Annotated in this window: 32 protein-coding genes and 1 tRNA gene; 15 read left to right on the top strand and 18 right to left on the bottom strand. The window is 67.3% G+C overall.

The genetic code is table 11. The features are described from left to right. Nucleotides 1-18: 18 nt before the first annotated feature. The 6 genes from ABZX12_RS14775 to ABZX12_RS14800 are packed head-to-tail and all read right to left on the bottom strand — an operon-like array spanning nt 19 to nt 2,113. On the bottom strand, nt 19-540 hold the full coding sequence (locus ABZX12_RS14775) for a hypothetical protein (RefSeq protein ID WP_355693292.1): 522 nt from the start codon (nt 538-540) through the stop codon (nt 19-21). Next, nucleotides 537-920, bottom strand: a complete 384-nt coding sequence (locus tag ABZX12_RS14780; protein ID WP_355693294.1) for a hypothetical protein — start codon at nt 918-920, stop codon at nt 537-539. The genes ABZX12_RS14775 and ABZX12_RS14780 overlap by 4 nt, the downstream gene beginning before the upstream one ends. Next, nucleotides 917-1,222 carry a hypothetical protein gene (locus ABZX12_RS14785; protein WP_355693296.1) on the bottom strand — a complete coding sequence of 102 codons (306 nt, stop codon included), beginning with the start codon at nt 1,220-1,222 and terminating at the stop codon, nt 917-919. Before ABZX12_RS14785 ends, ABZX12_RS14780 begins: the two co-directional genes overlap by 4 nt. Further along, complete coding sequence (locus ABZX12_RS14790) at nt 1,219-1,599, bottom strand: hypothetical protein (RefSeq protein ID WP_355693298.1); 381 nt, start codon at nt 1,597-1,599, stop codon at nt 1,219-1,221. The genes ABZX12_RS14785 and ABZX12_RS14790 overlap by 4 nt, the downstream gene beginning before the upstream one ends. Continuing rightward, entirely contained in the window at nt 1,599-1,898 is a 300-nt protein-coding gene (locus ABZX12_RS14795) for a hypothetical protein (RefSeq protein WP_355693300.1), read from the bottom strand. Before ABZX12_RS14795 ends, ABZX12_RS14790 begins: the two co-directional genes overlap by 1 nt. Continuing rightward, the gene (locus tag ABZX12_RS14800) at nt 1,895-2,113 is read right to left on the bottom strand and encodes a hypothetical protein (protein ID WP_355693302.1); all 219 of its coding nucleotides are present in this window, start codon (nt 2,111-2,113) and stop codon (nt 1,895-1,897) included. The genes ABZX12_RS14795 and ABZX12_RS14800 overlap by 4 nt, the downstream gene beginning before the upstream one ends. Nucleotides 2,114-2,249: 136 nt before the next feature. On the opposite strand from ABZX12_RS14800, the gene ABZX12_RS14805 reads away from it, so the two are divergent. From ABZX12_RS14805 to ABZX12_RS14815, 3 genes are all read left to right on the top strand, one after another. Continuing rightward, nucleotides 2,250-2,579 carry a winged helix-turn-helix domain-containing protein gene (locus tag ABZX12_RS14805; RefSeq protein ID WP_355693304.1) on the top strand — a complete coding sequence of 110 codons (330 nt, stop codon included), beginning with the start codon at nt 2,250-2,252 and terminating at the stop codon, nt 2,577-2,579. Nucleotides 2,580-2,667: 88 nt separating this feature from the next. Then, entirely contained in the window at nt 2,668-3,924 is a 1,257-nt protein-coding gene (locus ABZX12_RS14810; RefSeq protein ID WP_355693306.1) for a hypothetical protein, read from the top strand. Further along, on the top strand, nt 3,925-4,791 hold the full coding sequence (locus ABZX12_RS14815) for a hypothetical protein (RefSeq protein ID WP_355693307.1): 867 nt from the start codon (nt 3,925-3,927) through the stop codon (nt 4,789-4,791). Between the two features lie 74 nt (nt 4,792-4,865). Here ABZX12_RS14815 and ABZX12_RS14820 read toward each other — a convergent pair whose 3' ends face one another. The 4 genes from ABZX12_RS14820 to ABZX12_RS14835 form a co-directional block, all read right to left on the bottom strand. Next, nucleotides 4,866-5,597 (bottom strand): hypothetical protein, encoded by a 732-nt coding sequence (locus ABZX12_RS14820; RefSeq protein WP_355693309.1) that lies wholly within the window; start codon nt 5,595-5,597, stop codon nt 4,866-4,868. 3 nt (nt 5,598-5,600) lie between these two features. Continuing rightward, nucleotides 5,601-6,371: a hypothetical protein gene (locus ABZX12_RS14825; protein WP_355693311.1), complete on the bottom strand. Its 771-nt coding sequence runs from the start codon at nt 6,369-6,371 to the stop codon at nt 5,601-5,603. 327 nt (nt 6,372-6,698) lie between these two features. Continuing rightward, the gene (locus ABZX12_RS14830; protein WP_355693312.1) at nt 6,699-7,085 is read right to left on the bottom strand and encodes a hypothetical protein; all 387 of its coding nucleotides are present in this window, start codon (nt 7,083-7,085) and stop codon (nt 6,699-6,701) included. A 238-nt stretch (nt 7,086-7,323) separates the two neighbouring features. Continuing rightward, nucleotides 7,324-7,412 (bottom strand) — tRNA-Ser (locus ABZX12_RS14835). 244 nt (nt 7,413-7,656) lie between these two features. On the opposite strand from ABZX12_RS14835, the gene ABZX12_RS14840 reads away from it, so the two are divergent. The 3 genes from ABZX12_RS14840 (at nt 7,657) to ABZX12_RS14850 (ending at nt 10,798) form a co-directional block, all read left to right on the top strand. Then, nucleotides 7,657-8,895 carry an MFS transporter gene (locus ABZX12_RS14840; protein ID WP_355693314.1) on the top strand — a complete coding sequence of 413 codons (1,239 nt, stop codon included), beginning with the start codon at nt 7,657-7,659 and terminating at the stop codon, nt 8,893-8,895. Nucleotides 8,896-8,972: 77 nt separating this feature from the next. Continuing rightward, a complete protein-coding gene (locus tag ABZX12_RS14845) occupies nt 8,973-10,190 on the top strand; it encodes an MFS transporter (RefSeq protein WP_355693316.1) in 1,218 nt (405 codons plus the stop codon). Nucleotides 10,191-10,315: 125 nt separating this feature from the next. Next, a complete protein-coding gene (locus ABZX12_RS14850; RefSeq protein ID WP_355693317.1) occupies nt 10,316-10,798 on the top strand; it encodes a YfbM family protein in 483 nt (160 codons plus the stop codon). Nucleotides 10,799-10,906: 108 nt separating this feature from the next. Here ABZX12_RS14850 and ABZX12_RS14855 read toward each other — a convergent pair whose 3' ends face one another. After that, nucleotides 10,907-11,605 carry a DUF4386 domain-containing protein gene (locus tag ABZX12_RS14855; RefSeq protein ID WP_355693319.1) on the bottom strand — a complete coding sequence of 233 codons (699 nt, stop codon included), beginning with the start codon at nt 11,603-11,605 and terminating at the stop codon, nt 10,907-10,909. A 228-nt stretch (nt 11,606-11,833) separates the two neighbouring features. Then, entirely contained in the window at nt 11,834-12,475 is a 642-nt protein-coding gene (locus ABZX12_RS14860) for a hypothetical protein (protein WP_355693320.1), read from the bottom strand. A gap of 107 nt (nt 12,476-12,582) precedes the next feature. Here ABZX12_RS14860 and ABZX12_RS14865 point away from each other — a divergent pair, with 107 nt between their 5' ends. Next, a complete protein-coding gene (locus ABZX12_RS14865; protein ID WP_355693322.1) occupies nt 12,583-12,861 on the top strand; it encodes a hypothetical protein in 279 nt (92 codons plus the stop codon). Between the two features lie 325 nt (nt 12,862-13,186). Next, nucleotides 13,187-13,786 carry a gamma carbonic anhydrase family protein gene (locus ABZX12_RS14870; RefSeq protein ID WP_355693323.1) on the top strand — a complete coding sequence of 200 codons (600 nt, stop codon included), beginning with the start codon at nt 13,187-13,189 and terminating at the stop codon, nt 13,784-13,786. A gap of 3 nt (nt 13,787-13,789) precedes the next feature. Here ABZX12_RS14870 and ABZX12_RS14875 read toward each other — a convergent pair whose 3' ends face one another. From ABZX12_RS14875 to ABZX12_RS14895, 5 genes are all read right to left on the bottom strand, one after another. Continuing rightward, nucleotides 13,790-14,716 carry a sucrase ferredoxin gene (locus tag ABZX12_RS14875; protein WP_355693325.1) on the bottom strand — a complete coding sequence of 309 codons (927 nt, stop codon included), beginning with the start codon at nt 14,714-14,716 and terminating at the stop codon, nt 13,790-13,792. A 185-nt stretch (nt 14,717-14,901) separates the two neighbouring features. Next, nucleotides 14,902-16,197 carry a cupin domain-containing protein gene (locus ABZX12_RS14880; protein ID WP_355693326.1) on the bottom strand — a complete coding sequence of 432 codons (1,296 nt, stop codon included), beginning with the start codon at nt 16,195-16,197 and terminating at the stop codon, nt 14,902-14,904. After that, entirely contained in the window at nt 16,194-16,751 is a 558-nt protein-coding gene (locus ABZX12_RS14885) for a BatC protein (protein WP_355693328.1), read from the bottom strand. Before ABZX12_RS14885 ends, ABZX12_RS14880 begins: the two co-directional genes overlap by 4 nt. A 103-nt stretch (nt 16,752-16,854) precedes the next feature. Then, a complete protein-coding gene (cobC, locus tag ABZX12_RS14890) occupies nt 16,855-17,883 on the bottom strand; it encodes an Rv2231c family pyridoxal phosphate-dependent protein CobC (protein WP_355693330.1) in 1,029 nt (342 codons plus the stop codon). Nucleotides 17,884-17,938: 55 nt separating this feature from the next. Further along, a complete protein-coding gene (locus tag ABZX12_RS14895) occupies nt 17,939-18,730 on the bottom strand; it encodes a carbon-nitrogen hydrolase family protein (protein ID WP_355693332.1) in 792 nt (263 codons plus the stop codon). A 67-nt stretch (nt 18,731-18,797) separates the two neighbouring features. Between ABZX12_RS14895 and ABZX12_RS14900 the strand changes: the two genes are divergently transcribed. Genes ABZX12_RS14900 through ABZX12_RS14915 form a run of 4 tightly spaced genes read left to right on the top strand, consistent with a single transcriptional unit; the run spans nt 18,798 to nt 21,821 of the window. Continuing rightward, a complete protein-coding gene (locus ABZX12_RS14900; RefSeq protein ID WP_355693334.1) occupies nt 18,798-19,379 on the top strand; it encodes a MerR family transcriptional regulator in 582 nt (193 codons plus the stop codon). Nucleotides 19,380-19,394: 15 nt separating this feature from the next. After that, the gene (locus ABZX12_RS14905; protein WP_355693335.1) at nt 19,395-19,934 is read left to right on the top strand and encodes an NTP transferase domain-containing protein; all 540 of its coding nucleotides are present in this window, start codon (nt 19,395-19,397) and stop codon (nt 19,932-19,934) included. A gap of 32 nt (nt 19,935-19,966) precedes the next feature. Next, on the top strand, nt 19,967-20,827 hold the full coding sequence (locus ABZX12_RS14910) for an aminoglycoside phosphotransferase family protein (RefSeq protein ID WP_355693337.1): 861 nt from the start codon (nt 19,967-19,969) through the stop codon (nt 20,825-20,827). A 16-nt stretch (nt 20,828-20,843) separates the two neighbouring features. Further along, entirely contained in the window at nt 20,844-21,821 is a 978-nt protein-coding gene (locus ABZX12_RS14915; RefSeq protein WP_355693339.1) for an NAD(P)H-quinone oxidoreductase, read from the top strand. Nucleotides 21,822-21,935: 114 nt separating this feature from the next. On the opposite strand, the gene ABZX12_RS14920 is transcribed toward ABZX12_RS14915, so the two are convergent. Then, nucleotides 21,936-22,355 (bottom strand): VOC family protein, encoded by a 420-nt coding sequence (locus ABZX12_RS14920; RefSeq protein WP_355693340.1) that lies wholly within the window; start codon nt 22,353-22,355, stop codon nt 21,936-21,938. 73 nt (nt 22,356-22,428) lie between these two features. Between ABZX12_RS14920 and ABZX12_RS14925 the strand changes: the two genes are divergently transcribed. The 3 genes from ABZX12_RS14925 to ABZX12_RS14935 all read left to right on the top strand — a co-directional run bounded on the left by ABZX12_RS14925 (nt 22,429) and on the right by ABZX12_RS14935 (nt 24,692). Next, on the top strand, nt 22,429-23,001 hold the full coding sequence (locus ABZX12_RS14925) for a TetR family transcriptional regulator (RefSeq protein ID WP_355693342.1): 573 nt from the start codon (nt 22,429-22,431) through the stop codon (nt 22,999-23,001). A gap of 511 nt (nt 23,002-23,512) precedes the next feature. Next, nucleotides 23,513-24,043, top strand: coding sequence for a CGNR zinc finger domain-containing protein (locus ABZX12_RS14930; protein ID WP_355693344.1), 531 nt, complete (start codon nt 23,513-23,515; stop codon nt 24,041-24,043). Between the two features lie 46 nt (nt 24,044-24,089). Next, nucleotides 24,090-24,692, top strand: coding sequence for a bacterial proteasome activator family protein (locus tag ABZX12_RS14935; RefSeq protein ID WP_355693346.1), 603 nt, complete (start codon nt 24,090-24,092; stop codon nt 24,690-24,692). Nucleotides 24,693-24,696 lie beyond the last annotated feature (4 nt).

Consider the following 24,696-nt stretch of genomic DNA (forward strand, 5'->3'; position numbering starts at 1 on the left):
TCCAGTCAGGGGAAGGGATCAGGCCGCGTCGGCGGTCATGTCGGCAGTCGTGTCGGTCTCGTCGGTGGTCAGGTCGCGGCCGGTGGCCCAGTCGTCGCGGCGGTTGGTGTCCGGGCGGGTCGATCCGGGCGAGCGCATCTCGGACGGGTGCTTGATGTAGCGGCCCGCGAGGATGCCGTGCGCCGGCGGATCCGTGAGCCGGTACGCCTCGCACAGCCCGAACACCGGGCACGCGGTGCGGCACAGGTTCGCGGCGCGGAACACGTCCTCGCGCGTCACCTGTCCTTCGGAGAAATCCGCGTCCCAGGTCGCCGGGTCGGTCAGGCACGGAACCGTCACGCCGTCGTCGTAGGCAGCGCGGATACCGGCGTGCAGGTTCCGTTCGGCGCGGGCCTGGGCTCGGGTGTAGACGGGTCCGGGCAGTCCGGCGTCGTCCAGCGACCCGTACTCGCGGCGGACCGCGGCCTTGGTGCTGTCGTCGTCGGCCAGGGTCAACGTGATGACCGGGACAGCCGCGGTGAGGGGGTTGGGGGTGGTCATGCTGCCTCGCCTCCGGTCAGGTCGAACAGGTCGAGTTGGTCTGGGTTCTCGGCGGTGGCCTGCTCGGCGGCCTTGATGGCGGCCCGTTTGGCGCCGGCCTGACACGCGGCGCACAGGGCCACCAGGTCGGCGCTGGTGACCGCCGCGTGCAGGGACGCGGTCGGGTCGGCCGCGACCACCGCCAGCGGGTGTGCCGAGCCGTGGTTGATCCCGCAGCGCCCGGCGGTCTTGACGTGGCCCTTGCCGCACTGGCCGGTGCACTCGCACCGCCAGCCCGCCGCGTCGATCGCGGTCTGCCAGGTCTCGGCGCCGACCATCGGCGGCCGGAACGGGTCGAACGCGGCCGAACCCGTCGATGCCGGGCTGCTCGTGCCGGTCATGCCGCGTCACCTCCCGGCCGCGAGAACTCCAGCACACGGCCGCCGGAGATCGAGGTGGTGCGGTAGGCAGCCAGGTCGATCACCGGCGCCAGCGGCCCAGTCGCCGGCGCAGTGGCTGGGGCGGGGTGGGCGGTGGTCAGGTGCTCGTCGGCGGCGGCCTGCGCGCCGGCCCAGGTCATGGCGCGGCCGGTGCACGGCCACACCGCGGGCGAACACAGGCACGTCCACTCCCAGCGCGCAGGTGCGGCCCGCCGGACCCGGACTGGTCGGTCGATGTGCAGCGCAGTCATCGGTGAAGTCATGACGACACCGCCTGACCGGACGAACGCGCAGTCCGCTCGGCGGGCTTGATCAGCACCGACGTGCACAGCAACGCCACCAACAACGAGCCGATCCCGACCACCTGGCCGAGACGGTCGATGTGGGCTGCTATCGCCATCGGGACACCGGTCACCACCGCCAGCGCGGGCAGGTACGGCAATAGCCGCTCGCCGGCCTCGGCGGCCCACACGAACCGCCACGCCGTCTCGCCGATCTGCATCGTCGCGATCAGCAACACCAGCACCCGCACGACCGCTGACCGGTCGGCCAGGTCGATCCCGGCGACCATCGCCAGCACCAGGCCGGCGCACAACGTGAACAGCACAGCCGCCAAACGAGCGGCCACACGGGCGGTCATCACGCCACCTCCCGGCCCTGGTCGATCGCCTCGCGCAGCACCGGCGTGATGTCGGCCTGCGTCCAGCGCATCGAGTCGAAAACGTCGGCCGCGTCGTCGCGGACCACCACGACCGAGCCGGGCGCCGAGCCGAACCGCTCCATGCGGCGCTGCGACTCGAGCCACGCGGGCACATCCAGCCGGTAACGGCGCGCACCGAACCGACCCTTGCGGACCTCCCACCCCCGCGCCTTGTGCGAGGCGTCCGACGCGGCGTACAGGGCGTCCATGAGGCGGCCCCAAACCGTCCGGGTGCTCACTTGTCACCGCCGAACAGGCCCTGGCCGATCCAAGCGATCGCGTCACGACTGAAGTTCGTGAAGCCCTGCGAAGGCTCCTCCAGCCGGCCGCCGCTATTCGCGATCGTCGTCCCGAGCATCACACCGAGCACCGCGACCACCGCCACCACGAACTTCTTCCAACACATCACGACCAGCACTGCCAGCAGCGCCAAGCCGAAGATCGCCAGTTCCATGAGTAGTTCCTCCACTCCATCAGGTAGCTGAGTTAGCTAGCTAGGTGCGATTACATGATTAGCTGACATAGCTAGCCAGGTCAAGGGGTTGGCTCGATGCGCTGCCTAGCTAGCCAGCCTGATCTACGCTGTTGTCATGACTGAGTCGCCAACGAAGCCCCGCCTGTTCGAGGCGATCGCGCAGAGCCTCAGGGACGCCATCCAGCAGGGTGTGCATCCGGTCGGCGATCATCTGCCGTCGATTCAGCAACTGGCCGCGAAGTACGGCGCCTCGCACATGACCGTCAAGAACGCGCTTGCGGTACTGGAGAGCGAAGGTGTCCTGGCACTGCACGCCGGCGTACCCGCTCGCGTTGTTGCATCGCCCAAGTCCGCGAGACCCATCCAGGCGCAGCTGGACGAGTTGCGCACTGCGGTCGATCAGCTGACCGAGCGACTCAACACGTTGGAATCTCATGTCCGCTAGTCAATCGGCCGGCCGACCGTCCGGCCATGAACTCAACCTGCACTGATCCGCACTCAACCGCACGGCAGCGACACTGGGGAGTCCGCCGATGGTGACCGTTGTAGCAACCTGGACAGGCGCGAAGGCGAGCGCTCTGCGCGTCGCACTCAGGCTGACGATGGAGGAGCTGGCTGACCAGATTGGCGGCATGTCTCCCCGTGGGGTGGCGAAGTGGGATCACCAGCCCGACATCGTTCCAACGATGGCCAGCCAGCGGGACCTCGATCACATGCTCAAGAGCGCGAGTGGTGACGAACTCGCCCGCTTCGAAATGCTCCTTGGAGAGATGTCGCCTCGTGACATGCCGGAACGACAAATCGCTGAGCAGGTCTTGCCCGTCCTGCAAGCGCCTACCCCTCTAACGAGTGCACGCGGGGTCTTCATCAGTCCGACCAGCGACACATTGGCCTGGTTCGAGCAGAATCTCCGCAATCAGTACACCGCCGACAATCTGCTTGGCCCTCGAACTCTGATGCCCCTGATGAAGTCGTACGTCGACACGCTGGAGAATTGGCAGCAAGACGCACGCGGGCCGGTCCTCGATCGACTCCTTCGGGTTGGCGCTGGATATGCAGAATTTACGGGTTGGCTGCATCACGACGCCGGCGACCAGCGGGGCGGTGCAACTTGGGAATCACGCGCACTCGAATGGGCGCAAGTCGGCATGGATGACCGAATGGCGTCGTTCGTCATGATGCGAAGGGCGGCTGCGGCGCTCGCAGCTCGACGCGGAACGCACGCAGTTCGGTATGCCCAGGCAGCCCAGAAGTACCAGTCGCCGGAAACTGGGCGCGTGCGGATTATCGCGGCAGCGACCGAGGCGCATGGTCATGCAATCGATGGCAACGGTAGCGAGGTTGATCGGGTCTTCGATATTGCTTCCGGTTTGGTCGAGAGCTATGGTGACGAGATTTTCGACGGCGACCCAACTGCCGACCGTTATTGCGAACCCGGACTGTATGTGAAGATCGCCCGAGCTAAATGCGCACTAGAATTGCAACGCGCGAGCGAAGCAATAGCAGCCTTCACTGACGTTTTGAATAACCTGCCTGCCGACTATCATCGCGACAGGGGCCGCTATCTTGGTTCACTCGCAAATGCACACATCTTGGCCGAGGAACCCGAAGCCGCCGTAGCGGCAGCGGAGGAGGCGTACACCATCGCGATTGCAACAGGCTCAAGCCGCACGTTGTCCAGCCTGAGAGAGACGCTACCGAGCGGCTTGGCTCGCTGGTTGCACATCCCTGATGTAGAACGATTTTGTGCCATGATCGCAGCGGTCGAACCCGAGATTGGTGGTAATTAAGTGTTCTCACTCGCCACAGACGCAGCACCTGGCCGTCCGAACGAAGACTTCGTGGTGACGACACCAGACCTCGCCATCGTCGTTGATGGTGCCGGCGTGCCGATGGGCGGCTGCCATCACGGCGTGGCCTGGTATGCGCAGCAATTGGGAGCACAGACGCTGTCCGCTCTCAGCGGACGTCCAGACATCCCGCTGACTAAAGGCCTCTATGAGGCCTTGGCAGCCGTAGCGGCATTGCACTCTGATACCTGCGACCTCTCGGATCCAGGTACTCCATGTGCAGCGGTTGGGATTTTGCGGATCGGCGAAGACACCGTCGACACGCTTGCACTCTCTGATGTCACGGTCATGGTTGAAACCAAACAAGGACCGCAAATTACTTGCGACCTGCGAATTGAAGAGATTTCCGGAACTGAACCAGCGGCAGTCGAGGGCATGCTGTTCGGAACACAAGAGCACAAGGCAGCGATCTCCGCACTTGTGCAAAACCAAACTCAGACACGTAACCGTCCTGACGGTTGGTGGGTGGCAGCGGCCGACCCAAATGCAGCATTGCACGCTGTGGTCCACAGTTACCCCCGGCGAGAGGTGCACCGCCTCGCCATCTTCTCGGATGGCGCGACTCGGCCCGTAGATCAGATGGGTTTGTATAACTGGCCCGAGTACCTCGATCTGCTTAGCAATTTAGGCCCTGCTCGACTTATTGAGCACGTTCGTCACATCGAATCAGCCGATCCTGATGGCGCTCAGCATCCGCGGACGAAACGTCACGATGATGCGACGCTCGCCTTTCGTTGCGACTCAGAGGCCGCCGACGGTCCGGCGCCAACGACCCCGCTGATCGACCAGATGTGGCAGGCCACCTGACATTCGGCGACCTGTGGCGGCGACCACCCACCGCGCCACAGCACCTGGCCAGGCACCCATCCCGGCGGTCCACATCAAGCGGAAGGTAGATCCCCGAGGGCAGCGTATCCCGTATCGCCGGGTCTCAATATGTTCTCAATGTCGACACTGGGAACATCGCCGAAGTAGTGGAACTCTGGGGTAACACGTTCGAGTTCGAGCAACCGCCCCACGAATGCTTTCAGCAATCGATCGATCTGGTAATCATGTACGCCACCCACTGCCAGGTCTAGGTGTGCCACAACAACTGCCGGTTGACCGATACGTCGAAGACGAAGCGCCCTGGGGTCGGTTTCGTGATACGCAAAGTAGATAGCCTCGCCACCCCAATGGCCAAGCGGTGGCAACAATCCGTCGAGGTCGTCAACGAAGGCGGATTTGCCGGAGACAAAGCAAACCTGCCCAGTCCGATGCGCCCCGCGCCCATCAAGGTCATTCAACAGATGCTCAGAAGCGATTACCTCAGCCTCTTTTGGTGACAGCGCTCCCGCAGCGACGGCGTGCCTGAGACGCGCTGCAATCAAATCGTCTGAGAGAGCAACCAAGCCGGTCTCTCTGATTGCCGAAACCTCAGCATCGAGCAGGCGCGTCGAATGGAAGGCGCGCAGTTTGTGCCCGAGCAGATCGGCGAGCAGGTCGTGATCCTGCTTTATCTGCAGGTCGGTGTAATGCTCTGTCGTTCCAGCCAGACGTCGCGCCTCGCTCTGCGCGAGATCAACGATCCCCGCCGGCCATGACTCTTGGTCGTCCAGGTCAACAATCGCCACAGATCACCGCCGGGTGATCAGACCGTCGCGAGCCCACTGCACGATCGTCGTTGCAAGGTTGGCCATCACCCTGCCCTCTTCGGGCGTGGCTGGGGGCTCCGGATTTGGAGAGCCATGCCGATTGGGGTCTGGCCAGAGCAGGCTGAGCATGGTCACGAGAGGCTCGATGCTGTTGTCCCGACTCTGCCCGCGGATGCCAAGCCTCCACAGTTGCGGCTGTCCCCGGAGCTGGCCAAGCACGTGGCCAAGATTTGGCTTTGTCTGGGCTGGCACGACGACGGGGATCAGCACTGCCTCAACCGCCTTGATGGCGTGGTCCCACGCATCTCCCGGGTTGCACTGGCGAGCGTGAGCCTTCTCCCACGCCTCCTTCAGCTCAGTGCTGACTGAGCCCGAGACGGAGCTGGCGAGTTCGAAGGCGGCTTGTTCTGTCGGGTCAGCCCGATGCACTAACCCTCTCGCGGTCGCGTCCCACGCTGATCGGCCGACGGCGAGTAGGCGGGCCACCTCCTTGTGCGGTGATACGCGCAAGGTCCTCGGCCCAGAGGCGAGGACACCGAGAGTCACATGGACTGCATCGAGGAGCTCGTCGTCGCCCTGGTCGGCGTAGGAGAGGACTTCACCGAGAGCCCAGTCGGTACGTCCTTGAAAGTCGAGATCCAGGCCAATAGCCACCAGAACGGCGCGGTCTTGGGCGTCACCGTTGCCCATCAGCGAGCCAGACAGCCAGGCCTCAAGCCCTGTTCGGAGCGCTGGCGACAAGGACGACCGCATCTCCTCCGGAGCGGGCCGTCCTGCGCGTGGCGGGATCGGCTGCGAAGCCACCTTTCCTCCCCTCGGTCACTCGCTCCGGTAGTACGGGCGAGGACACCTACGACTTGCTTGCAGACGCCATTCTGTCCGACGAGCGCCCTCTGGCACGACCATGGTTTGCCGCGCCGGCGTCGAACCGAGCGACGGGAACAGCGCGGGGACACCATCTACTGTCCCCGGTGTCCCCCTGTCCCCCGCAGCGCTCTGACCTGCGGTTTTGTCCCCGGTTCAGGGGGACAGCCCGCTAAACCACCTGTCCCCGCTGTCCCCGGTGCTCGCGTTGGAATGCTACGAAACCCACTCATCACGCCAGTCTGGATGGTTGCGCCAGGCTGTTGAGAGTTCCTGGACGGTCCTGCGGATCACGCGCGAGGCGCCCGGGTCGGCATCCCTCATCTCGCCGTACTGGGCGAGAACCAGGCGCAGCGCTGTACAGAGCCGTCGTATGTCGAGCGCGTACCGCACCATGGCCGGCCCAAGTGGTCGGTCGTGATACTCGGCTGCCTCATTTTCGACCTGAGATTCCCACTGGCGGACTCGGTCGCACACGAATCCCAGCAGCGCATCACCGCGGACATCGGGCAGCGGCGGTGCGGGCTTGGCAAAGGTCTGGTCTATCCACGACTTCGGCTGTCCGAGCACCCGCCGTACATCACCGATCCCTCGACTGGTCATCCTCATATAGGAACACATGTTCGATACCGGAGTGAAGGCCGGCGCCCCTATGTTCCAGCCATCACGAGCCGAGTGGCAGGGCTGGAACATAGGGCCGGGGGCCATTGCACGGATTCTGCATGGTCAACCGAAACTGACCGATCGCAATCGGACATGACCGGACTCAGCCGGACACCTGCTCGGATGAATTACAGGTGTGTATTTCCGCAGGTCAGGGCCACTTTCGGGACGAGATGAGCGGAGGGTGTGGGATTCGAACCCACGATGACGGTCACCCGCCATACCGGTTTTCAAGACCAGCGCACTCGGCCGCTATGCGAACCCTCCTGGCGGTTGCCGCCGAGGGTTGAGGATACCGGGTGGAAACGGAGTGCGGGGGTGGGGAGGGGGCGGTAGGGTCGGCGCAGCGGCGAGGTCGTCGCTGCGGGTATGGACGGAGGTGGGAGCAATGTCTCGGTTGTTCGAGGGCATCGCACACGCCGTCCGGTCGGCACGTTGAGGTTCTGACCGGGCCGGACCGGCCGGCTGCTCGGCCGGGGTCCATCGATTCGTCATGCCCTCAGGAGTTCATATGCGTTCTCTCGGTGCCTACCTGGCTCCGTCCGAGCTCGGACCCGATTTCCGGAAGATCTTCCCGGCCGCGGTCATCTCCAACCTCGGCGACGGTGCGCTGATCGCCGCCGGTCCGTTGCTCGTCGCCTCGATCACCAGTGAGCCCGCGGCGGTCGGTGCCGCCGCGTTCGTCCAGCAGCTGCCCTGGTTGTTGTTCGCGTTGTTCAGCGGCGTCCTCGTCGACCGGCTCGACCGCCGGTTGATGATCGTTGCCGCAGACACCTTTCGCGCGATCGTGCTGGCCGCGCTCGGTCTCGCCGTACTGCTCGACACCGCTCCGCTCTGGGCGGTGTACGTCGCACTCTTCCTCCTCGGAACGGCGGAAACGCTGGCGGACAACGCATCCGGCGCGCTGCTCGTCAGCGCCGTACCGAAGGATCACCTCGGAAAGGCCAACGCCCGGCTGTTCGCCAGCGGCACTGTGCTCCAGCAACTGGGCGGACCGCCGCTGGGCGCACTGCTGTTCGCTGCGGGCGCCGGTATCCCGCTGGTCTTCGACGCGATCACCTTCGCTGGCGCGGCGACCCTGATCGCCCGCGTCGCCGTCCGTCCGCCGTTGCCGGACGGCTCCGCGCGGACAGCCATCTGGCAGGAGGTCCGCGAAGGAGTCCGCTGGCTCTGGCACCACTCCGGCGTACGGACGCTCGCGTTGTCGATCCTGGTCATGAACATCACCTTCTGCGCCGCGTTCGCGACCTGGGTGTTGTTCGCGCGCGAGCGGCTCGGTCTGACCGAGACACAGTTCGGCCTGCTCGTGTCGGTCGGCGCAGTGGGCGGTGTGCTCGGCATGCCGACGTACCATTTCCTGGAGCCGCGCGTGGGCTCCGTGACGCTGCTGCGCGCCGGGCTGGTTGTCGAGACGACGGTCCACCTCATCTTGGCGCTCACCAGGAGCCCGTGGGTTGCCGGCGCGACCATGGCGGTGTTCGGCGTCCACGCGGTGGTGTGGGGCATCGTCTCGACCACAACGCGTCAGCTCGCCACACCGGACGCTCTGATGGGCCGGGTGAACAGCGTGTACCTGCTGGCTTCAGTAGGCGGTGCTGCGGTCGGCTCCGCGCTGGGCGGCGTACTGGCGCAGCGGTTCGGGTTGGCCGCACCGTTCGCGATCGCTTTCGTGGCGATGGTCGTGACGACAGCGGTGGTTTGGCACCCGCTACGGAACGTTGCGGTACGACGGGTGTCCGCGGCCGACTGAAATGGGTTGGAATGGGTTGGCGAGCGCTTGCTACGGTTCGCCAGCCGCCGAAACCGACCCGATGGGAGCGCTCCGCCATGCCCGCAGCCGCGTCACTCGGCCTGCCGAACGTTCGCGGCCGGGTCCCGTTGCTGGCCGGTCTGGCGATCGACTCGTTCGGCGGTGGGTGCGCCGGACCGCTGCTGTTGCTGTTCATCAACAAGGTCGCCGGCATCCCGCTCGGCACCGCCGGCGTGATGCTGACCGTCGCGACGCTGTTCTCCATCGCGGCCCCGGCCGCGGTCGGAGTGGTGATCGATCGGGTCGGGCCGCGGAACCTGGTGGTGGCCGCCCAGTTCGCGCAGGGCCTGGCGTTCACCGGCTTCTTCTTCGGGCGGTCGATGTGGCTGCTGTTCTTGTGCGCACTGGTCACGACGACCGGGCAGCGCGTGTTCTGGTCAGCGATCTTCAGCCTGCTCGACGATGTCGCCGACGAGGGCGAGCGGGACAAGTGGTTCGGCCTGGGCGGCATGATGCAGGCCGGTGGCCTCGCTCTGGGCGCACTGGTGGCTGGATGGCTGCTGGCGATCGGCGGCGACGCGCCGTTCCTGTTCGCGATGGCTCTCAACGCGGTGACGTTCTACGTCGCCGGACTGCTGCTCCTGCGGCTGCACCCGTCACACCACGCAAGGACCGACCAGGACAGCGGACCGGCGCCGCAGCTGCGCAAGGACAAGACGTTCCTGGCGCTGATCGCGGCCAACACGTTGCTGGCGCTCTGCACGATGATGCTCGGGGTAGGCCTGCCCGTGTACGTCGCCGAGGCGCTGACAGTGCCGAAGTGGCTGGTCGGCGTTCTGATCGCGGCGACGTCGGTCGTGTTGGCGACCGGGCAGACACTCGTCGTACGGCACACCGAGCGCCGGCGTCGTACGAACGTCATGGTGGTGGCCGGGATCACGTACGCCGCCTGGGCGCTGCTGATGGCGCTGCAGGTGCACATCCCCGGCGGATGGGTCGTCCCGGTGCTGGTGTTCGCCACGGCCTGCTACGCGTTCGCCGACGTACTGCACGCGGCGACGAACAACGCCCTGTCGGCCGCGGTGTCGCCGGTGGTCGGCCGGGGCAAGTACCTGTCGTACTGGCAGTACTCGTTCACGTTCTCGAGCGTGCTCGCGCCGGCGTTCTTCGCGCAGCTCTTCGAGGTGCATCACGAGCTGCCGTGGATGGTGCTGGCGGCGCTCGCGCTGGTCGCGAGCCTGACGTTCTACGTGCTGGCTCGAGTGGCGCCGCGACTGAGCGCCGAGCGGATCTGACCGGCCGGTTCCTGACCTGTCGGGATGTCATGTCTCAGGACATCGGTGACGAATCTGTGTCAGGACATCAGTGACAGCAGGCAAAATGTGCACCTCGGAATCCCGCGACGAGGGACGGCACCTGAATGAGCCTGGGCATGCACTTTGCGATCACCGACGATGATCGTGAGCAGCTTCTCGAGATGGACGGCGCCGACGAGGCGATCTCTGAGTATGTGCACGAGATCATCGAGGAGCGCGCCGATGACTACAACGTGGCGACCGACAAGGCCTGGGATGCGATCCACCGAAGTCTCACCGACGGCCGGCTTGCCATCGACAACGGCTCCAGCCCACTGAACCTCGCCGTCCTAGGTGGCAAGCTGCTGACCAGCGGCGAGGACGAGTTGGTCGTCTTGGTCGACAAGGACCAAGTTCCTGCTGTCGCTGCCGCGCTCATGTCCGTCACCCAGGAGTCGCTGCGCAGAGGCTACGAGCAGATCGACGCCGCGGACTACGCGGAGTTCGGAGACGAAGACTTCGACTACACGTGGGACAACTTCAGGGATCTCACCGATTTCTGGCAGCAGGCCGCCGCGAGTAAGCGTCACGTCATCTTCACGGCTTAGTACCCGCCGACGCCAGCACCGCCGAACTGACGAGTGGTCAGTAACGTCGGGACAGGCCGCTGCCCGCGAAACAAGCAGCCGATGAGTGGGTCTCTATTGTGGCCCCCTTCAGATCTTGGGCGTGTTCGAGACGGCCGCCGGACGGAAGCCGCGCGCGATCATCCAGACCGCTAGCACCATCTCCTGGACGGCCAGGGGCAGGCAGAGGACATTCACCTCGGAGGAGTTGATGCCGACAACTCCGTACATCGCGAGCAGGTAGGCGGCAACGTAGAACGGGATCCCCATGAGACCCCAGACCGTGATCCAGCGGGGGACGATGCGCGACCGGAAGAGCAGGACGTAGAACAGGGCGGCGCCAAGGCAGAACACCAGCGACATGATCACGCTGGCGCCATCAGAGTCGATCACGAGGGTGCCCAGACGCACGCCAGATGGTGAGGCCGTGCCCGGTCCTGCCGACATGGTCTCGGCCAGTGGCACGAGCACCAGCCACGCGACGGCGACGATGACGTAGGTGGTCGTCTCGACCGCCCCTCGGATGATCAGGTAGCCCGTGGCCAGCACTTCGTCCACCGGTCGCAACACAGGGAAGAGCACCACCGCGACCAACGCGAGCGACAGACCCATGACGAGCACGAGCAGCGCCCCCGTCGCGACGGTGCCGGAGTGGTCCGCGGCGTAGGCGAGCGGGTCGTCCGCGTTGTGCACAGGGAAAGAAGTGACGGCCTTGCTGAGGATGCCGGCCAACGTCCCGATGATGAACAGGATCCCCGCTGTCGTGGCGGCAGCCTTGTGCTCACGCACGCTGTTGCCTGACCGAGAATCGCCTTGGACAGGTGATGGATACGACGTCGTAGATGACATGGTCCTGCACCTCCATTCAATCTCCAGCGTTCGACCGCTTCCGCGTTGAGGTCAGAGGCAAACGACCACTGCTGAGACGCCACACGTCCGGATCTGCCGCTTTCCGACCGACGTGTCTCGGGCCGGCGCGGTTGCCGTCGTGCCGATGGGCGGTTGGCCTTTGCCCGGCTACAGACTTCCCGAGTCCGGCCAGTTGGACCAGTGAGTATTGGGCTGCAGTCTGGGCGTGTACAGCCTGAGGTCGCCGGTCGTCAGGACATCGGCAATCTGGCGGAACGTCGCAGACTGGCTTGGTCGTGACCCGCCAGCCAGGTCGGGGTGGTCCCACTGGTCCAGCCGCAGTACCTCAGGTATGTCGACCGGGATCCGGCGCCGCAGCTCCCTCTCGTCAGCCAGGAGAAGCTCGCGATGACGCGGAACGAGCCGACGCAGTACGTCGACCATGTCCTCGCCTGATCTGGCGGCAACAACGACTTTCTGACCACGAAGTACTACCGGTCCTCCCCGGTACGTCTCGGGCTCGTCGGGGTCCTCTATCTCGTCCCAGTTGTCGACCCGAGCGAGGAAGTCGCTGTTGTCAAAGCCAGGTTCGCCGCTGGTTAAGCAGTTGGCGAACACATGGAGCACGTCGATGAGGTTGCCGGCCCGTGGCGAGTAGCCGACCGCCTCGACGATGAGGGCCCACTGCCCAGCGTCGCGGTATCCATGGAGCCGAGCGTCGACAGCGTAGTAGTAGCCGTGGCCGAGGTCCGGAAACAGGAACTCTTCGGCTGCGGCGTCGAGCTGTTCGAGGACTTCGGCCGACCGCACAGCCGAGCAGTGTAGTCCGCCACGCCGACCAGCCGAACTTCCGCATCCGCAGTCCGTGAAGCACGGAACCGCGGATGAGCGCGCGTCGGCGTTCTACGCTGCTGTGCGTGGCGAACCTGCTGGCGAAAGAGATGCGCCTCCACATGGCCGAGCGCTTCCCCGACTCCGTGGAGAAGGGCCTGGACTACGGGGACGTGGATGCCGTCATGATCGGAGCCGACATCTACGGCTGGGCAACCAGGGCCGGTTCCCTCTCCGAACTGGACCGGTCTCGCTTGTTGCAGGCCGCAGACGAACTCCAGCGCTCCATCCAGGCATTTCCGCCGGACGCCCAGCCGTACTACGAGCGCATCCTCCGGATCGCCCGCCTGGCACTCGCCGTTTGATCGAACGCGCACTCGTGCCGCTGAGCGAGCGCGTCCGGTCAGGCCGAGCAGATGCCTTGGTTGGCCATGAGTGTCACCGATGTCTTGAGACATGACACCTGACCCGTCAGGATGCGTTGCATCACGTCGAACATCTGTTCTAATGTTGGCTCAGTTCGCGGTTCTCCACCCCGGATTGTCCGCCGGACCGAGCCTGCCACCTCCGATGTGGACGGCCCGGAGGACACCGCCGCCCGGGTTGTGAGGACCCGGGCAGTGGAGAGTCCGCATCGACCGGGTACACAAGCTGGAGCGAGGTGATCAAGCGACGAGAGGACAGCCACAGATGCTGCTCGAACACCGCGGCCGTCGACCGGTCGTGCCCGAATCCGCGTACGTCGCTCCATCGGCCGTGCTCTGCGGTGCCGTCGTCCTCGGCGAAGGCAGCAGAGTCCTGCACGGGGCAGTACTGACCGCGGAGAACGGCGAAGTCCGGCTCGGTGAGAACAGTGTGGTGATGGAGAACGCCCTGGTGCGCGGCCGGGCGAACCATCCCGCCCTGATCGGCGACGCGGTACTGGTAGGTCCCCATGCGCACGTCAACGGCGCCACGGTCGAGGACGAAGTCTTCATCGCCACGGGCGCCGCGTTGTTTCCCGGTTCCGTCGCCGGCGCAGGCGCGGAGCTTCGGATCAACAGCGTGCTGCACGTGAACTCGCGGCTGGAAGCAGGCACGGTCCTCCCGATCGGATGGATCGCGGCCGGCGACCCGGCCCAGCTCTTCTCCCCCGACCGGCACGAGGAGCTGTGGCAGATCCAGCGCGACCTGGACTTCCCCGGGACGGTGTACGGCGTGCCGCGCGGCACGTCCATGCGCGACATCATGGCGCGCCAGTCGGCGTACTTCGGCGAGCACGCTTCGGACCGCCCGGTCGATCCGTCCTGACCCTCAGGCGGTCGTCAGGGAGTGGAGCTCGAAGCGACGGACCTGGGCGGGAGAGGAACCTGCGCACGTCAGGCGGGCATCGACGGTGTCGAGGTGCGCCGAGACTTCGACGGCGATCGGGCCGTTGGTGGATGCGAGGAGGATTCGCCAGCGGTGGCCGCCGAGGACTTCGACCGATTGCGGAAGGAGGTTGCCGACCGCGGGTGAGTGACCGGCGGCGCGGGCGAAGTGCTGAGCGGCTTGGACCGCGGGGTTGAACGCACCTGATCCACGGAGGAGATCGGGTACGACGACGCCCTCGTCGTACCGCTTGGCGAGCTCGACGGCGCGGGCCGTCGGGACATGCCCGTAGAACAGGCCGTGGGGCAGGACGACGACGTTCGCCGCGAAGCGGTCACCGCCGATGTGGCTGCATTCCCACGTGCGTTCCGGGTAGGCGGTCGCCAGCGCTGCGGCGACAGGCCGTCCACGGACGGCGCAGCACGCATCGTGGCGACCGTGTGTGCAGACGAGATACACCGGTTCGTCGCTGACCTGTCCTGGATCGTTGCCGGCGAGCACCTCGAGCAGGTGCTCGTCAGCCGGCAGCTCACCCCACCGAACAAGCTCACGCCCGGGCTGGCAGTCCACCAGCCCCCAGCGCCGCGGTCCGTTCCGATCCACGCGCCCGTACCGCCGGATCAACACCGGCCGAACCCCCGCCTCACGACACCTCCGCGCCACCAGCGCACCCAACTCCCCACCGGACAATCCCTCCCGGAGCCCGCTGTGTCCGAGGGAGGAAAGGGCCTGGCGGGGCCAGGCGGTGTGCGACTCGATGAGGAGCCAGCGTTCGGCGGGAGGAGCGGTGGCAGTCAGGGGGTCGTGACGGAGGTCGGCCTGCGCTGCGCAGCCGGTCTCCGGTCGGTACCTGACGCCGTCTCGGTCCACACCACCTCACGATACTGTTGTCACTTCAACTACCAGGATTCCCCTGACCGCGTGGCCCGGCGACGATCCCACCGTGATTCCACCGAGCGGCACCTGACGACCTCGGCCATCAACGTCAGGTGCACGGCGTGCCCGGGAGCGCCGGCTGGACGAACACCATCGCGAGCCGGCCCAGGGTGGACGCCCTACTGGGCGACTATGACTGCCTCGGTAAGGAGGCGGCGGACCAGTACCAGTTGGTCTGCGTCGTCGAGGTCCGGGAGGTCGCCTACCTTGCATTCGGCGCCCGAGATCAGTTCGGTGACCGCTGCGGCGGTGGTTGGCGGGAAGGTGATGGTGCGGTCGGGTAGTTGCAGGACGAGCGGGTCGCCGGGGACGAGTCGGCAGCGGAGGCCGGCGCGGAGGCGGACTGTCGTGCCGACCGCGAGGGACGCGATGGACGCGGCGTGGGCCAGCGGTGGCAGCGGGGCCGGGCGGTTGCTCGACCACGTTCGTCGGCGCAGGCGGTTGGCCAGCGCGTCCGGGGTCGCCGTACGGAGTTCTCGGGTGAAGAGTTCGACCACCTCGGGCAGGACCGCAGCCAGTTGCTCCGGATCGCCCGGGTCGAAGCCGAGGGGCAGCGCGGTGCGCAGCGACGGCTGGCTCGCGGCAAGAGCGGCCAGCTCCTGCACCAACAGGTAGCGCGTCAGGGTGTGCAGCCCCACCGTCAAATGCGCGCTCACACCACCCAGCGCCTTCGCCGAGTGCAGGAAACCGCGCGGCACATAGAGCGCGTCACCAGGCCGCAGCACGTCGTCGATCACCGGCGCCTTGTCACGCGCTGCCGCTTGAACAGCCCGCGCGTGATCGGTCCACGGCTGGTTGCGGAGCGGGTCGATGTGGACCGGCTCATGCACAGTCCAGTGCTTCTCACCGGCGACTTGCAGGACGAACACGTCGTGTACGTCGTAGTGCGCGGCGAACCCCTGCGACTCGGCCGGGGTGATGTAGGCGTTGATCTGCACCGGGTGCCCCACGTCGGCCGACAACTGGGTGGAGAAGTCGACCAGCGCCGGCCACGTGCGATGCAGCGCCTGCAGGACGACGGTGTGCCCGCTGGCGAACAGCGCCGCCACCTTGTCGTCCCGCACCTGGTCCGCGATCTCCGCACCCACACCGGCCGATCCCGTGAATTGACCGTCGCCGACCACCGACCCGTTCTTCGCGATCCGCAAGAACGGCGTCCGCAGGCCGCGACGGGACAGGAGTTCGTCCACGGCGTCGAGACTGAACAGGTCGTCGTACGGCGCCGGGAGGTCGGGCCCGTGGGACAGCAGGGCCCGCGAACCCCAGTAGGAGTTGGCGAACTCGTCCAGATCGCCCGCCACACAGCGCCGGAGGGCCGGGCGCTCATCTCGCAACAGCTCACCGCCGTCCGGCGCCGACTGCTCGGCCGGATGGTTGTTCTGCGGGAACGGCCCGGCCTCCGGCACCGTGGTCACCAGCTTCCGGAGTTCCCGCCGGCGCCGCCGTCCGCGCCGCCATCGGCGCCACCGTCGGTCGCGTTCGGGTTCGCGCCGCCGTCCGCGGGGCCCTCGCCACCAGCGCCACCGTCCGCGCCACCGTCCTGCGTGCCCTGCGAGGCGCCACCGTCGGCCGGCCCTTCGCCGTAGCCGCCGCCGGCTCCACCATCAGCACCGCCGTCGGCGCCACCGTCGGCGCCGCCCGGATTCGCCCCGCCGTCCGCGATGCCCTCGCCACCAGCACCGCCGTCCGCGCCACCGTCCTGCGTGCCCTGCGAAGCGCCACCGTCAGCGGGCCCTTCGCCGAAGCCGCCGCCACCAGCACCGCCATCGGCGCCACCGTCCTGCGTGCCCTGCGAGGCACCTCCGTCGGCCGGCCCTTCGCTGTAGCCGGCGCCGCCATCGGCTCCGCCGTCAGCACCGCCGTCCGACGACTCCCCGCCGTACCCGCCACCGGGAGCAGCCGTCGAGCCACCTCCGTACTCACCGCTGCCTTCGGACGAGGTGTTCATGTCGTCATCGTCGAGACCCATTGTGCTGCTCCCTTCGCGAACGGCCAGAAGTTGCCCGAGACATACCAACCGGGGCACTGGTCATCTTGTGCGCAAAGTGGACCTCAGCTAAACCCCCGTCGCGTTACAGCGCCAACTCGATTAGCACCTTCACCAAACGGTCGGTGACGTCCTCGGGCCGTACGGCGATCCGCAGCCAGTCGGGCCCGAGCCCGGGGAACGTGTCCCCGCGCCGCACCGCGAATCCCTGCCCACGCAGGGATTCCCGCACGCCGGCGGCGCCGGGGAGGTGGACGAGGACGAACGGCGCACGTGCCACGCCGTACGTCGAGAGTCCGTTCACTGTTCCGAGACTGTCAAGCAGATGGACACGTCGGCGTTCGATGTCGAGCGCCGCCTGCCCCGCTTCCGCGAGGGCCCGCTCGTTGCTGCAGGCAATTGCCGCCGCGAGTGCAGGAGTGGACACCGGCCAGTGCGGCTGTACGGCGGCCAACTGCTCGACCAGTCCCGCGCCGGCGACGACGTACCCGACCCGCAGTCCCGCGAGTCCCCACGTCTTCGTCAGGCTCCGCACCACCACGAGCCCGGGGATCGAGGCGCCGACGAGCGATTCAGGCTCGCCCGGCACGGCGTCCATGAATGCCTCGTCGACGACCAGGATCCGGTCCGGTCGCGCCAGTTCGCGCAGGTCGTCGGCGCGGTGCAGCACCGACGTCGGGTTGGTCGGGTTGCCGATGATCACGAGATCGGCATCGGCTGGTACGGCGGACGGATCGAGCACGAACCCGTTCTCGGGCCGCAGGATCACCCGGTCGACCAGGTGCCCGGCCGAACGCAGCGCCGCCTCTGGCTCGGTGAACTGTGGATGCACCACGACCGGGCGCCGCGGCCGGAACGCCCGCGCGATCAGCACGAACGCCTCCGCGGCTCCGGCGGTGAGCAGCACCCGGTCCGGTGCGACGCCGTGCCGGTGCGCGACCGCGGCGACGGCCGCGTCCTGCCGCGGGTACGCCGCGAGGTCGGTCAGGCTCGCCGTGATCGCGTCGAGCAACCAGGGCGGCGGTGTGCCCGCGCGGACGTTGACGGCGAGGTCGACCAACCCGTCGCCGACCTCGAGATCGCCGTGATGCTCCAGATCAAACCCATCCGCCACGCCCAGGAGGCTAACGGGTCAGGGAGTGATTCGGACCAGCCGGTCCGCGCACTGGTCAACGGGGCGTGACGGTGTACCTGCGGTTCTGCAGCGACGGGTTGCGCTTGCGTACGTCGGCCAGCCGCTCAGCCGAGACCTCGGCGACCGCGACGCCGTCCGCCTCACCCACTGATGCCAGAGAGACGCCCTGCGGGTCGATGACCTGGCTGAGGCCGCAGTATTTCTTGCCGTTCTGTGCGGCCGCCGCGACGTAGCAGGTGTTCTCGACAGCCCGGGCCGTGAGCAGTGTGGTCCAGTGGTGCTCCTTGAGCGGTCCACGAACCCACGCGGCCGGTACGACGAGCACCTCCGCACCGGCGTCGACGAGAGCACGCGACAGCTCCGGGAACCGCAAGTCGTAGCAGGTCATCAGGCCGAGCGAGTGGTCGCCGACCTGGATCACCACCGGGGCTACGTCGCCCGGGGTCAGCTGGTCGGACTCCTTGTACCCGAAGGCGTCGTACAGGTGGATCTTGCGATAAGCGCCGAGCAGTACGCCGTCAGCGCCGACAGCCAGGAGCGTGTTGTACGGCCGATGCTGGTCGCAGCTGCGCTCGAACATCCCGGCCACGATCGCGACCTCGTGCTCGACCGCGGCCTTTCGCAGGGTCGTGACGAACTCACCGTCCAGCGCCTCCGCGGCCTCCGCCACCGACTCACCTTCGACCGCGAAGTCGGACATCATCACTTCCGGGAGCACGACCAGGTCCGGCCGGCCCTGCGCCGCATCCGCCACGAGCCGGGCAACCGCGTCCCGGTTAGCGGCCTTGTCGTAGCTGCTGGCGGTCTGCACCACGGCGATCCTCATATCCCCATGGTGCCGCACAAACCCTCGCCTTGAACCTCACGCGGCGTGAGGTCCTAGCGTCGATCTCATGGACACGGAGAACAGGACTTGGCGGGTCGGCGAGCTGGCCGAAGCCACCGGCCTCAGCGTCCGGACGCTGCACCACTACGACGAGATCGGCCTGCTGCGGCCGACCAGGCGGAGTGGGCAGCGGCAGTACGACGCGGCCGACGTACGACGGTTGCACCGGGTCGTCGCGTTGCGCGGGTTCGGGCTGTCGCTGGCAGAGGTCGGGCAGGTGCTGGACGGTGAGCTGAGCGATCCACGCGGCTTGATCCGCGCTCAAGTCGAGCTGGTCGAGGAGCGGATCGCGGCCGCTGCACTGCTCAGAGCGAGGTTGCTCGGTGTCCTGGACGGCCTCGACCGGGCCCACGAGCCGTCCGCCCAGACACTCATCGAACTGATCGAGGTGACCACAGCCATGAACCGAACGCTGACACACGAGGAGTACGAGGCGATGGCGGAGGAGCGTCGCCGCCTGACCGAGGGCCTGACACCGGAGGAGCGCGAGGCTCTGGAGGCGAAACGGCGGAAGGCGATGGAGGCGCTGAGCCCCGAGGAGCTCGAGCGGATGCGACAGGCCAGGGAGGCGCTGATGCCGAAGGAGTGATGCGAGACTGCAGCTGTGGAGTTCGACGCGATCGTGCTGGCTGGGGGCGGGTCCACTCGGTTCGGGGGCGTGGACAAGGCCATGCTGGTGCTCGACGGGGTGTCGTTTCTGGATCGGGTGTTGACGGCCACGGCACGAGCCGTGTCGACCGTGGTGGTCGGCCCGGTGCGCACGACGTACCGGGGCGTGAGCTGGACTGTCGAGGATCCACCGTCGGGCGGCCCGGTCGCGGGACTCGCGGCTGGACTTCAGCAGGGGGCGGCACCGATCGTCGTCGTGGTCAGCTGTGACCTGCCGTGGATCACCGAGGCTGATGTGACAGTGCTCGTCGAGGGGATCGCGGAGCACGACGGACACGGATTGCGCGACACCGACGGCCGGGAGCAGCAGCTCGCCACCGCGTACCGCCGTACCGCGTTGACCGCAGCGATCCAGCAAGTCGGCGACCCGAGGGACAAGTCGGTACGCCGGACGCTCGCCGGCCTCGACCTGACCTGGACCGACCCGACCCACGCGGGCGACGACGTGGACACCTGGGCGGACCTGGACGACTGAAAACCGCTGGACGCCGTCCATAAGTTCGCCCCATGGATGTCGCGCAGCTGGCCCGGGACGCGCTCGGAGTCGAGGCCGGCGAGGTGATCGAACGCACCGGTGGACAACTGAGCACCGTGTACGAGGTGCGGACGGCCGGCGATCCGTTGATCGTGAAGGTCTACTCGCCGCAGTGGCGCTGGAAGCAGGCCAAGGAAGTCCACGTGTACTCGATGCTCGAGCCCGAGGTCGGCGGCTCGATCCCGCGCGTGCTGCACGTCGGCGCCGGCGTCACGATCTTGTCGAAAGTCGACGGCGTCCCGCTGTCGCAGGTCGAGCCGCCCGACTGGCGGGCGATGTACGCCCAGCTCGGCGAGCTGTTGCGACGGGTACATAGGATCGGGCAACCGGCGTACGGGTATCTGACCGACGAGATCCTCGATCCGCTGCCGGACAACGGCCAGTACATGCGCCGCCAGTTCGCGAAGAAGCTGCAGGAGTTCGAGCAGCTCGGTGGCGACGCGCACCTGCATGCCGAGATCGCGACCCACGTCGGCCGGCACGCGCACCTGTTCGCGGACAACACGGCCGCGGTCCTGTGTCACAACGACTTCCACGAAGGCAACATCCTCGTGGACCCGGACACCTGGCGCGTCAACGGCTTCATCGATGTCGAGAACGCGATCGCCGCCGACCCGCTCGTGGATCTGGCGAAGACGATCCAGTACTCCGTGCAAGACAACGCCGAGAAGCTGGCCGGTCTCGCCGACGGGTACGGCGCCGTGCCCGCCGACCGGATCGACCTGTACCGGCTCTACCACTCGCTCGAACTATGGGACTGGTTCACCTCGATAGGCGAGACCACTTACCTCGACTCGATCGCTCGAGACATGGCGAAGCTCGTCGAGCGCTGAGGGTAGGTTGGGCCGTATGCGAGCTGTCGTGTGTAGCGGAGCAGGCGGGATCGACGTGCTCGGGATCGGCGAGATCCCGGACCCGGAACCGGCCGTCGACGAGGTGGTCATCGACGTCGTCGCCGCCGGGGTGAACCGTGCCGACCTGCTGCAGCGGCAGGGTTTCTATCCGCCGCCGCCCGGCGCCCCGGGCACGATCGGTCTCGAGGTGTCCGGCCGGATCGCCGCGGTCGGCGCCGAGGTCGAGGGCTGGTCCGTCGGGGACGAGTGCTGCGCGCTGCTGGCCGGCGGCGGATACGCCGAGAAGGTCGTCGTTCCGGCTCCGCAGGTGATGCCGATTCCGGACGGCGTCGACCTGGTGAGCGCGGCCGCGCTGCCCGAGGTCGTCGCGACCGTCTGGTCGAACGTCTTCATGGCCGCGCACCTCAAGCCCGGCGAGACCTTGCTCGTGCACGGCGGCTCGTCCGGGATCGGCACGATGGCGATCCAGCTCGGCGTCGCCCACGGTGCGCGCGTGCTGACCACGGTCGGCAGCACCGAGAAGATGGAGTTCTGCACCCGGCTCGGCGCGGACGTCGCGATCAACTACAAGGAAGCCGAGTGGGCGTCGGTGGTGAAGGAGGCGACCAACGACGCCGGGGCCGACGTGATCCTCGACATCATGGGCGCCAAGTACCTGACCGACAACGTGAAGACGCTCGCCTACGACGGGCGCCTAGTGGTGATCGGGATGCAGGGCGGCGCGAAGGGTGAGCTGGACCTCGGGCGACTGCTCAGCCGGCGGGGTTCGGTGATCGCAACCGGCCTGCGGTTCCGTTCGGTGGCGGACAAGGGCCGGATCATCGCCGAGGTCGTCGGCCACGTCTGGCCGTTGATCGCGGAGAAGAAGGTCCGGCCGATCGTGCACTCCACGTTCCCGCTGGCCGAGGTCGCCAAGGCGCACCAGACGTTGGAGCAGTCGACGCAGCTCGGCAAGGTGCTCCTCACGCTGTGAGGCGGACCTCCCGCACTCACCAACTCGCGGCCACGGCCGGTCGTCACGCTCAGCCGGCGGTGGTTTGTGCCGCTGAAGCGGACTTGGTGAGTGCGGGAGATCCGCAGCCGGGGGTCATGGCGCCGTGGGCAGGTTGGCTGCGGCCCATTCCGGGTCGGGCGCGACCAGTTGGATCACGTCGATCCAGGTGCCGGCCGGGTCGCGGACGAAGAAGTGCCGCTGGCCGAAGACCTCGGTCACCGGCTCGGTCTCGAGCTCCACACCGCCGACCCGCAGCGCGGCGGCGATCTTGTCGGCGTCGTCGACGACGAAGCCGAAGACGTTGCTGCTCTCCTTCTGCGCCGACACCGCCGCCGGGATCGTCGGGTGCCCGCGCTCCATGATCGCGAGCTCCCAGTCGGCCGCGCCTCGGCGGACAGTGATGAACCAGCCGAGGTCGATCGCGATCTGCAGGTCGAGGTACTGCGTGTAGAAGGCGGCGACCTCCGAGGGGTGGTCGGTGACGACGGTCGCGCCGAATGCCGCGGGCTGCATACGTTCTCCTGACTACTACATCTGTCGTTGTTGTGCACGACAGTTGTAGTAGAACTCTGCTAGCCTTGTCAACATGCCCCGTAATCCGGAACGCCGTACCCAACTGGCCGACGCCGGGCTCGCCGTGCTCGCGGAGGCGGGCGCCCGCGGCCTCACTCACCGCGCCGTGGACGCCGCCGCCGGACTCCCGGCCGGCACGGCGTCCAACTACTTCAAGACGCGTGACGCGCTGCTCGGCGCGCTCGGCGAGCGGATCTTCGAGCGCCTGGCGCCGGACGAAGCGGTCATCGCACCGCTCGCCGAGCGCGAGCCAGGCCTCGACCTGATGACGGACTATGTTCACTACATCGTCGAGCGCCTGCTCGGCCGCCCGGAACTCACACTCGCCCTGCTCGAGCTCCGCCTGGAAGCAGCGCGTCGCCCGGGCCTGCACGAAATCCTGTCGCGCACACTCCGGCAGGGTTTCGACGCCGACGTCGCCTTCAACGCGAACGCAGGGCTGCCGGGCGGCGCCGAAGAGATCCGGCTGCTGCACTTCGCCATCGACGGCCTGGTCCTCGACCAGTTGACGCCCGGCACCGGTCGCCCGTACGACGTGCAGGCGATCACCGCCCGCCTGGTACGCCGCCTGACCCGCGACGATTGACGACTGCATACGCGGATGCGTACTCGGTATCTACGTCGATCAAGCACGGATTGCCGGCGCTGCTGCAGGACGGGCCGAAGTACGGCTATCAGTCGCGGGGTGAGTTCGAGGCAGCGACCAGGCGACCGCGTGCGAGGTGATTGTCGACGGCAACGACATCACCACGCTCAGCCGGAGCGCCGTGTCCGCGTTGCGGCGGCGCCGTGGCAATCGCCCGCGCGGTCGCCGGCGAACGGTGCCTGCTGCTCCCGGCCGAGCCGACCGGCGCACTCGACTCCGACACCGGCGAGGCCCCGTCTGCTCACGCGATCCCGGCTACCGATGGTCAGCCGCATCAACTAACGCGACCTCGGGGTAGGCGACTGGGTACGGCGGTGTGCTGGTGACGCGCCACTGGCCGCAAGCACACCGCTGATACACGACCAGTCCCTCACTGACGGGGTGGCTGGAGATCGCGGACCAGCGATGACGGTGGGTTTCAGTCATGCACTCATCGTGATGTAATGGCATTATGCATCTCAACCCTTACGGCGCCGACGCCGTCCTGCTCGCGGTGAACCTGGCCACCCGCCCGGCGACCACACCGGACGAGCTGGCCGAGCGATGTGAGGAGAGCGGCGTCGAGAGCCGCCTGGTGCGCGACCGGCACGTCACGGCGGCGGATCTGGCGGCCGTCCGGACCGCGCTCGACGAATGGCTGCAGGTCGTGGACGCGCAGGACGAGCAGACCCGCGTCGACCTGGTGAATGCGATGCTCGCGAAGTACACCGAGCATCCGCGGCTCACCAACCACGCCGGCGACGGCTGGCACATGCACTACCGGCCGGACGACGTCCCGGTCGGGCGGCTGGTCGCGACGCTGATCAGCACCGGCACGGCGCTGCACCTGGCCGGCCGCGGCATCACCAGGCTCGGCCGTTGCGCCACCGAGGGCTGCGACAACGTGTATGCCGATCTGTCGCGCACCGGCCGCCAGCGTTACTGCAGTCCCGCCTGCGCGAACCGCGACGCCGTACGCCGTCATCGCGCGCGGGCATCGTAGAACGCCCCGCGGGTACCGCATAGGGACCGCGAACTAGGATGGGGAAATGAGCGAGAGCAGCAGCGAGGGCCAGGAAGTTCCGATGGCCGGGGCGCGGACCGAGGACGGCAAGGTGCTGATCGTCGGGCCGGACGGCATGGCCGTCGAGGGACCGCCGCGCTCCGACAACGACCACGACGAGCAGGACGAGCCGCGCTCGGTCACCGAGCTGGTCGAGCAGCCGGCCAAGGTGATGCGGGTCGCCAACATGATCCGGCAGTTGCTCGAAGAGGTGAAGTCGGCGCCGCTCGACGAAGCCTCCCGCGCGCGGCTGCGGTCGATCCACGAGGCGTCGATCAAGGAGCTGGAGAGCGGCCTGGCGCCGGAGCTGGTCGAGGAGCTCGAGCGACTCAGCCTCGACTTCACCGACGACAGCACGCCGACCGAGGCCGAGCTGCGGATCGCGCAGGCACAGCTGGTGGGCTGGCTCGAAGGCCTGTTCCACGGCATCCAGACGGCGCTGTTCGCGCAGCAGATGGCCGCGCGCCAGCAGCTGGAGCAGATGCGCCGCGCACTGCCCGGAGGGCAGCAGCTCCCCGAAGGGCAGTTCCCGGGAGCTCCGCAGGCCGGCAACACCGACGGTCCCGGCAGCGGCGGGATGTATCTGTAACGCC

The sequence above is a fragment of the Kribbella sp. NPDC003505 genome (assembly GCF_040610875.1).
In the GTDB taxonomy this organism is placed as follows: Bacteria; Actinomycetota; Actinomycetes; order Propionibacteriales; family Kribbellaceae; genus Kribbella.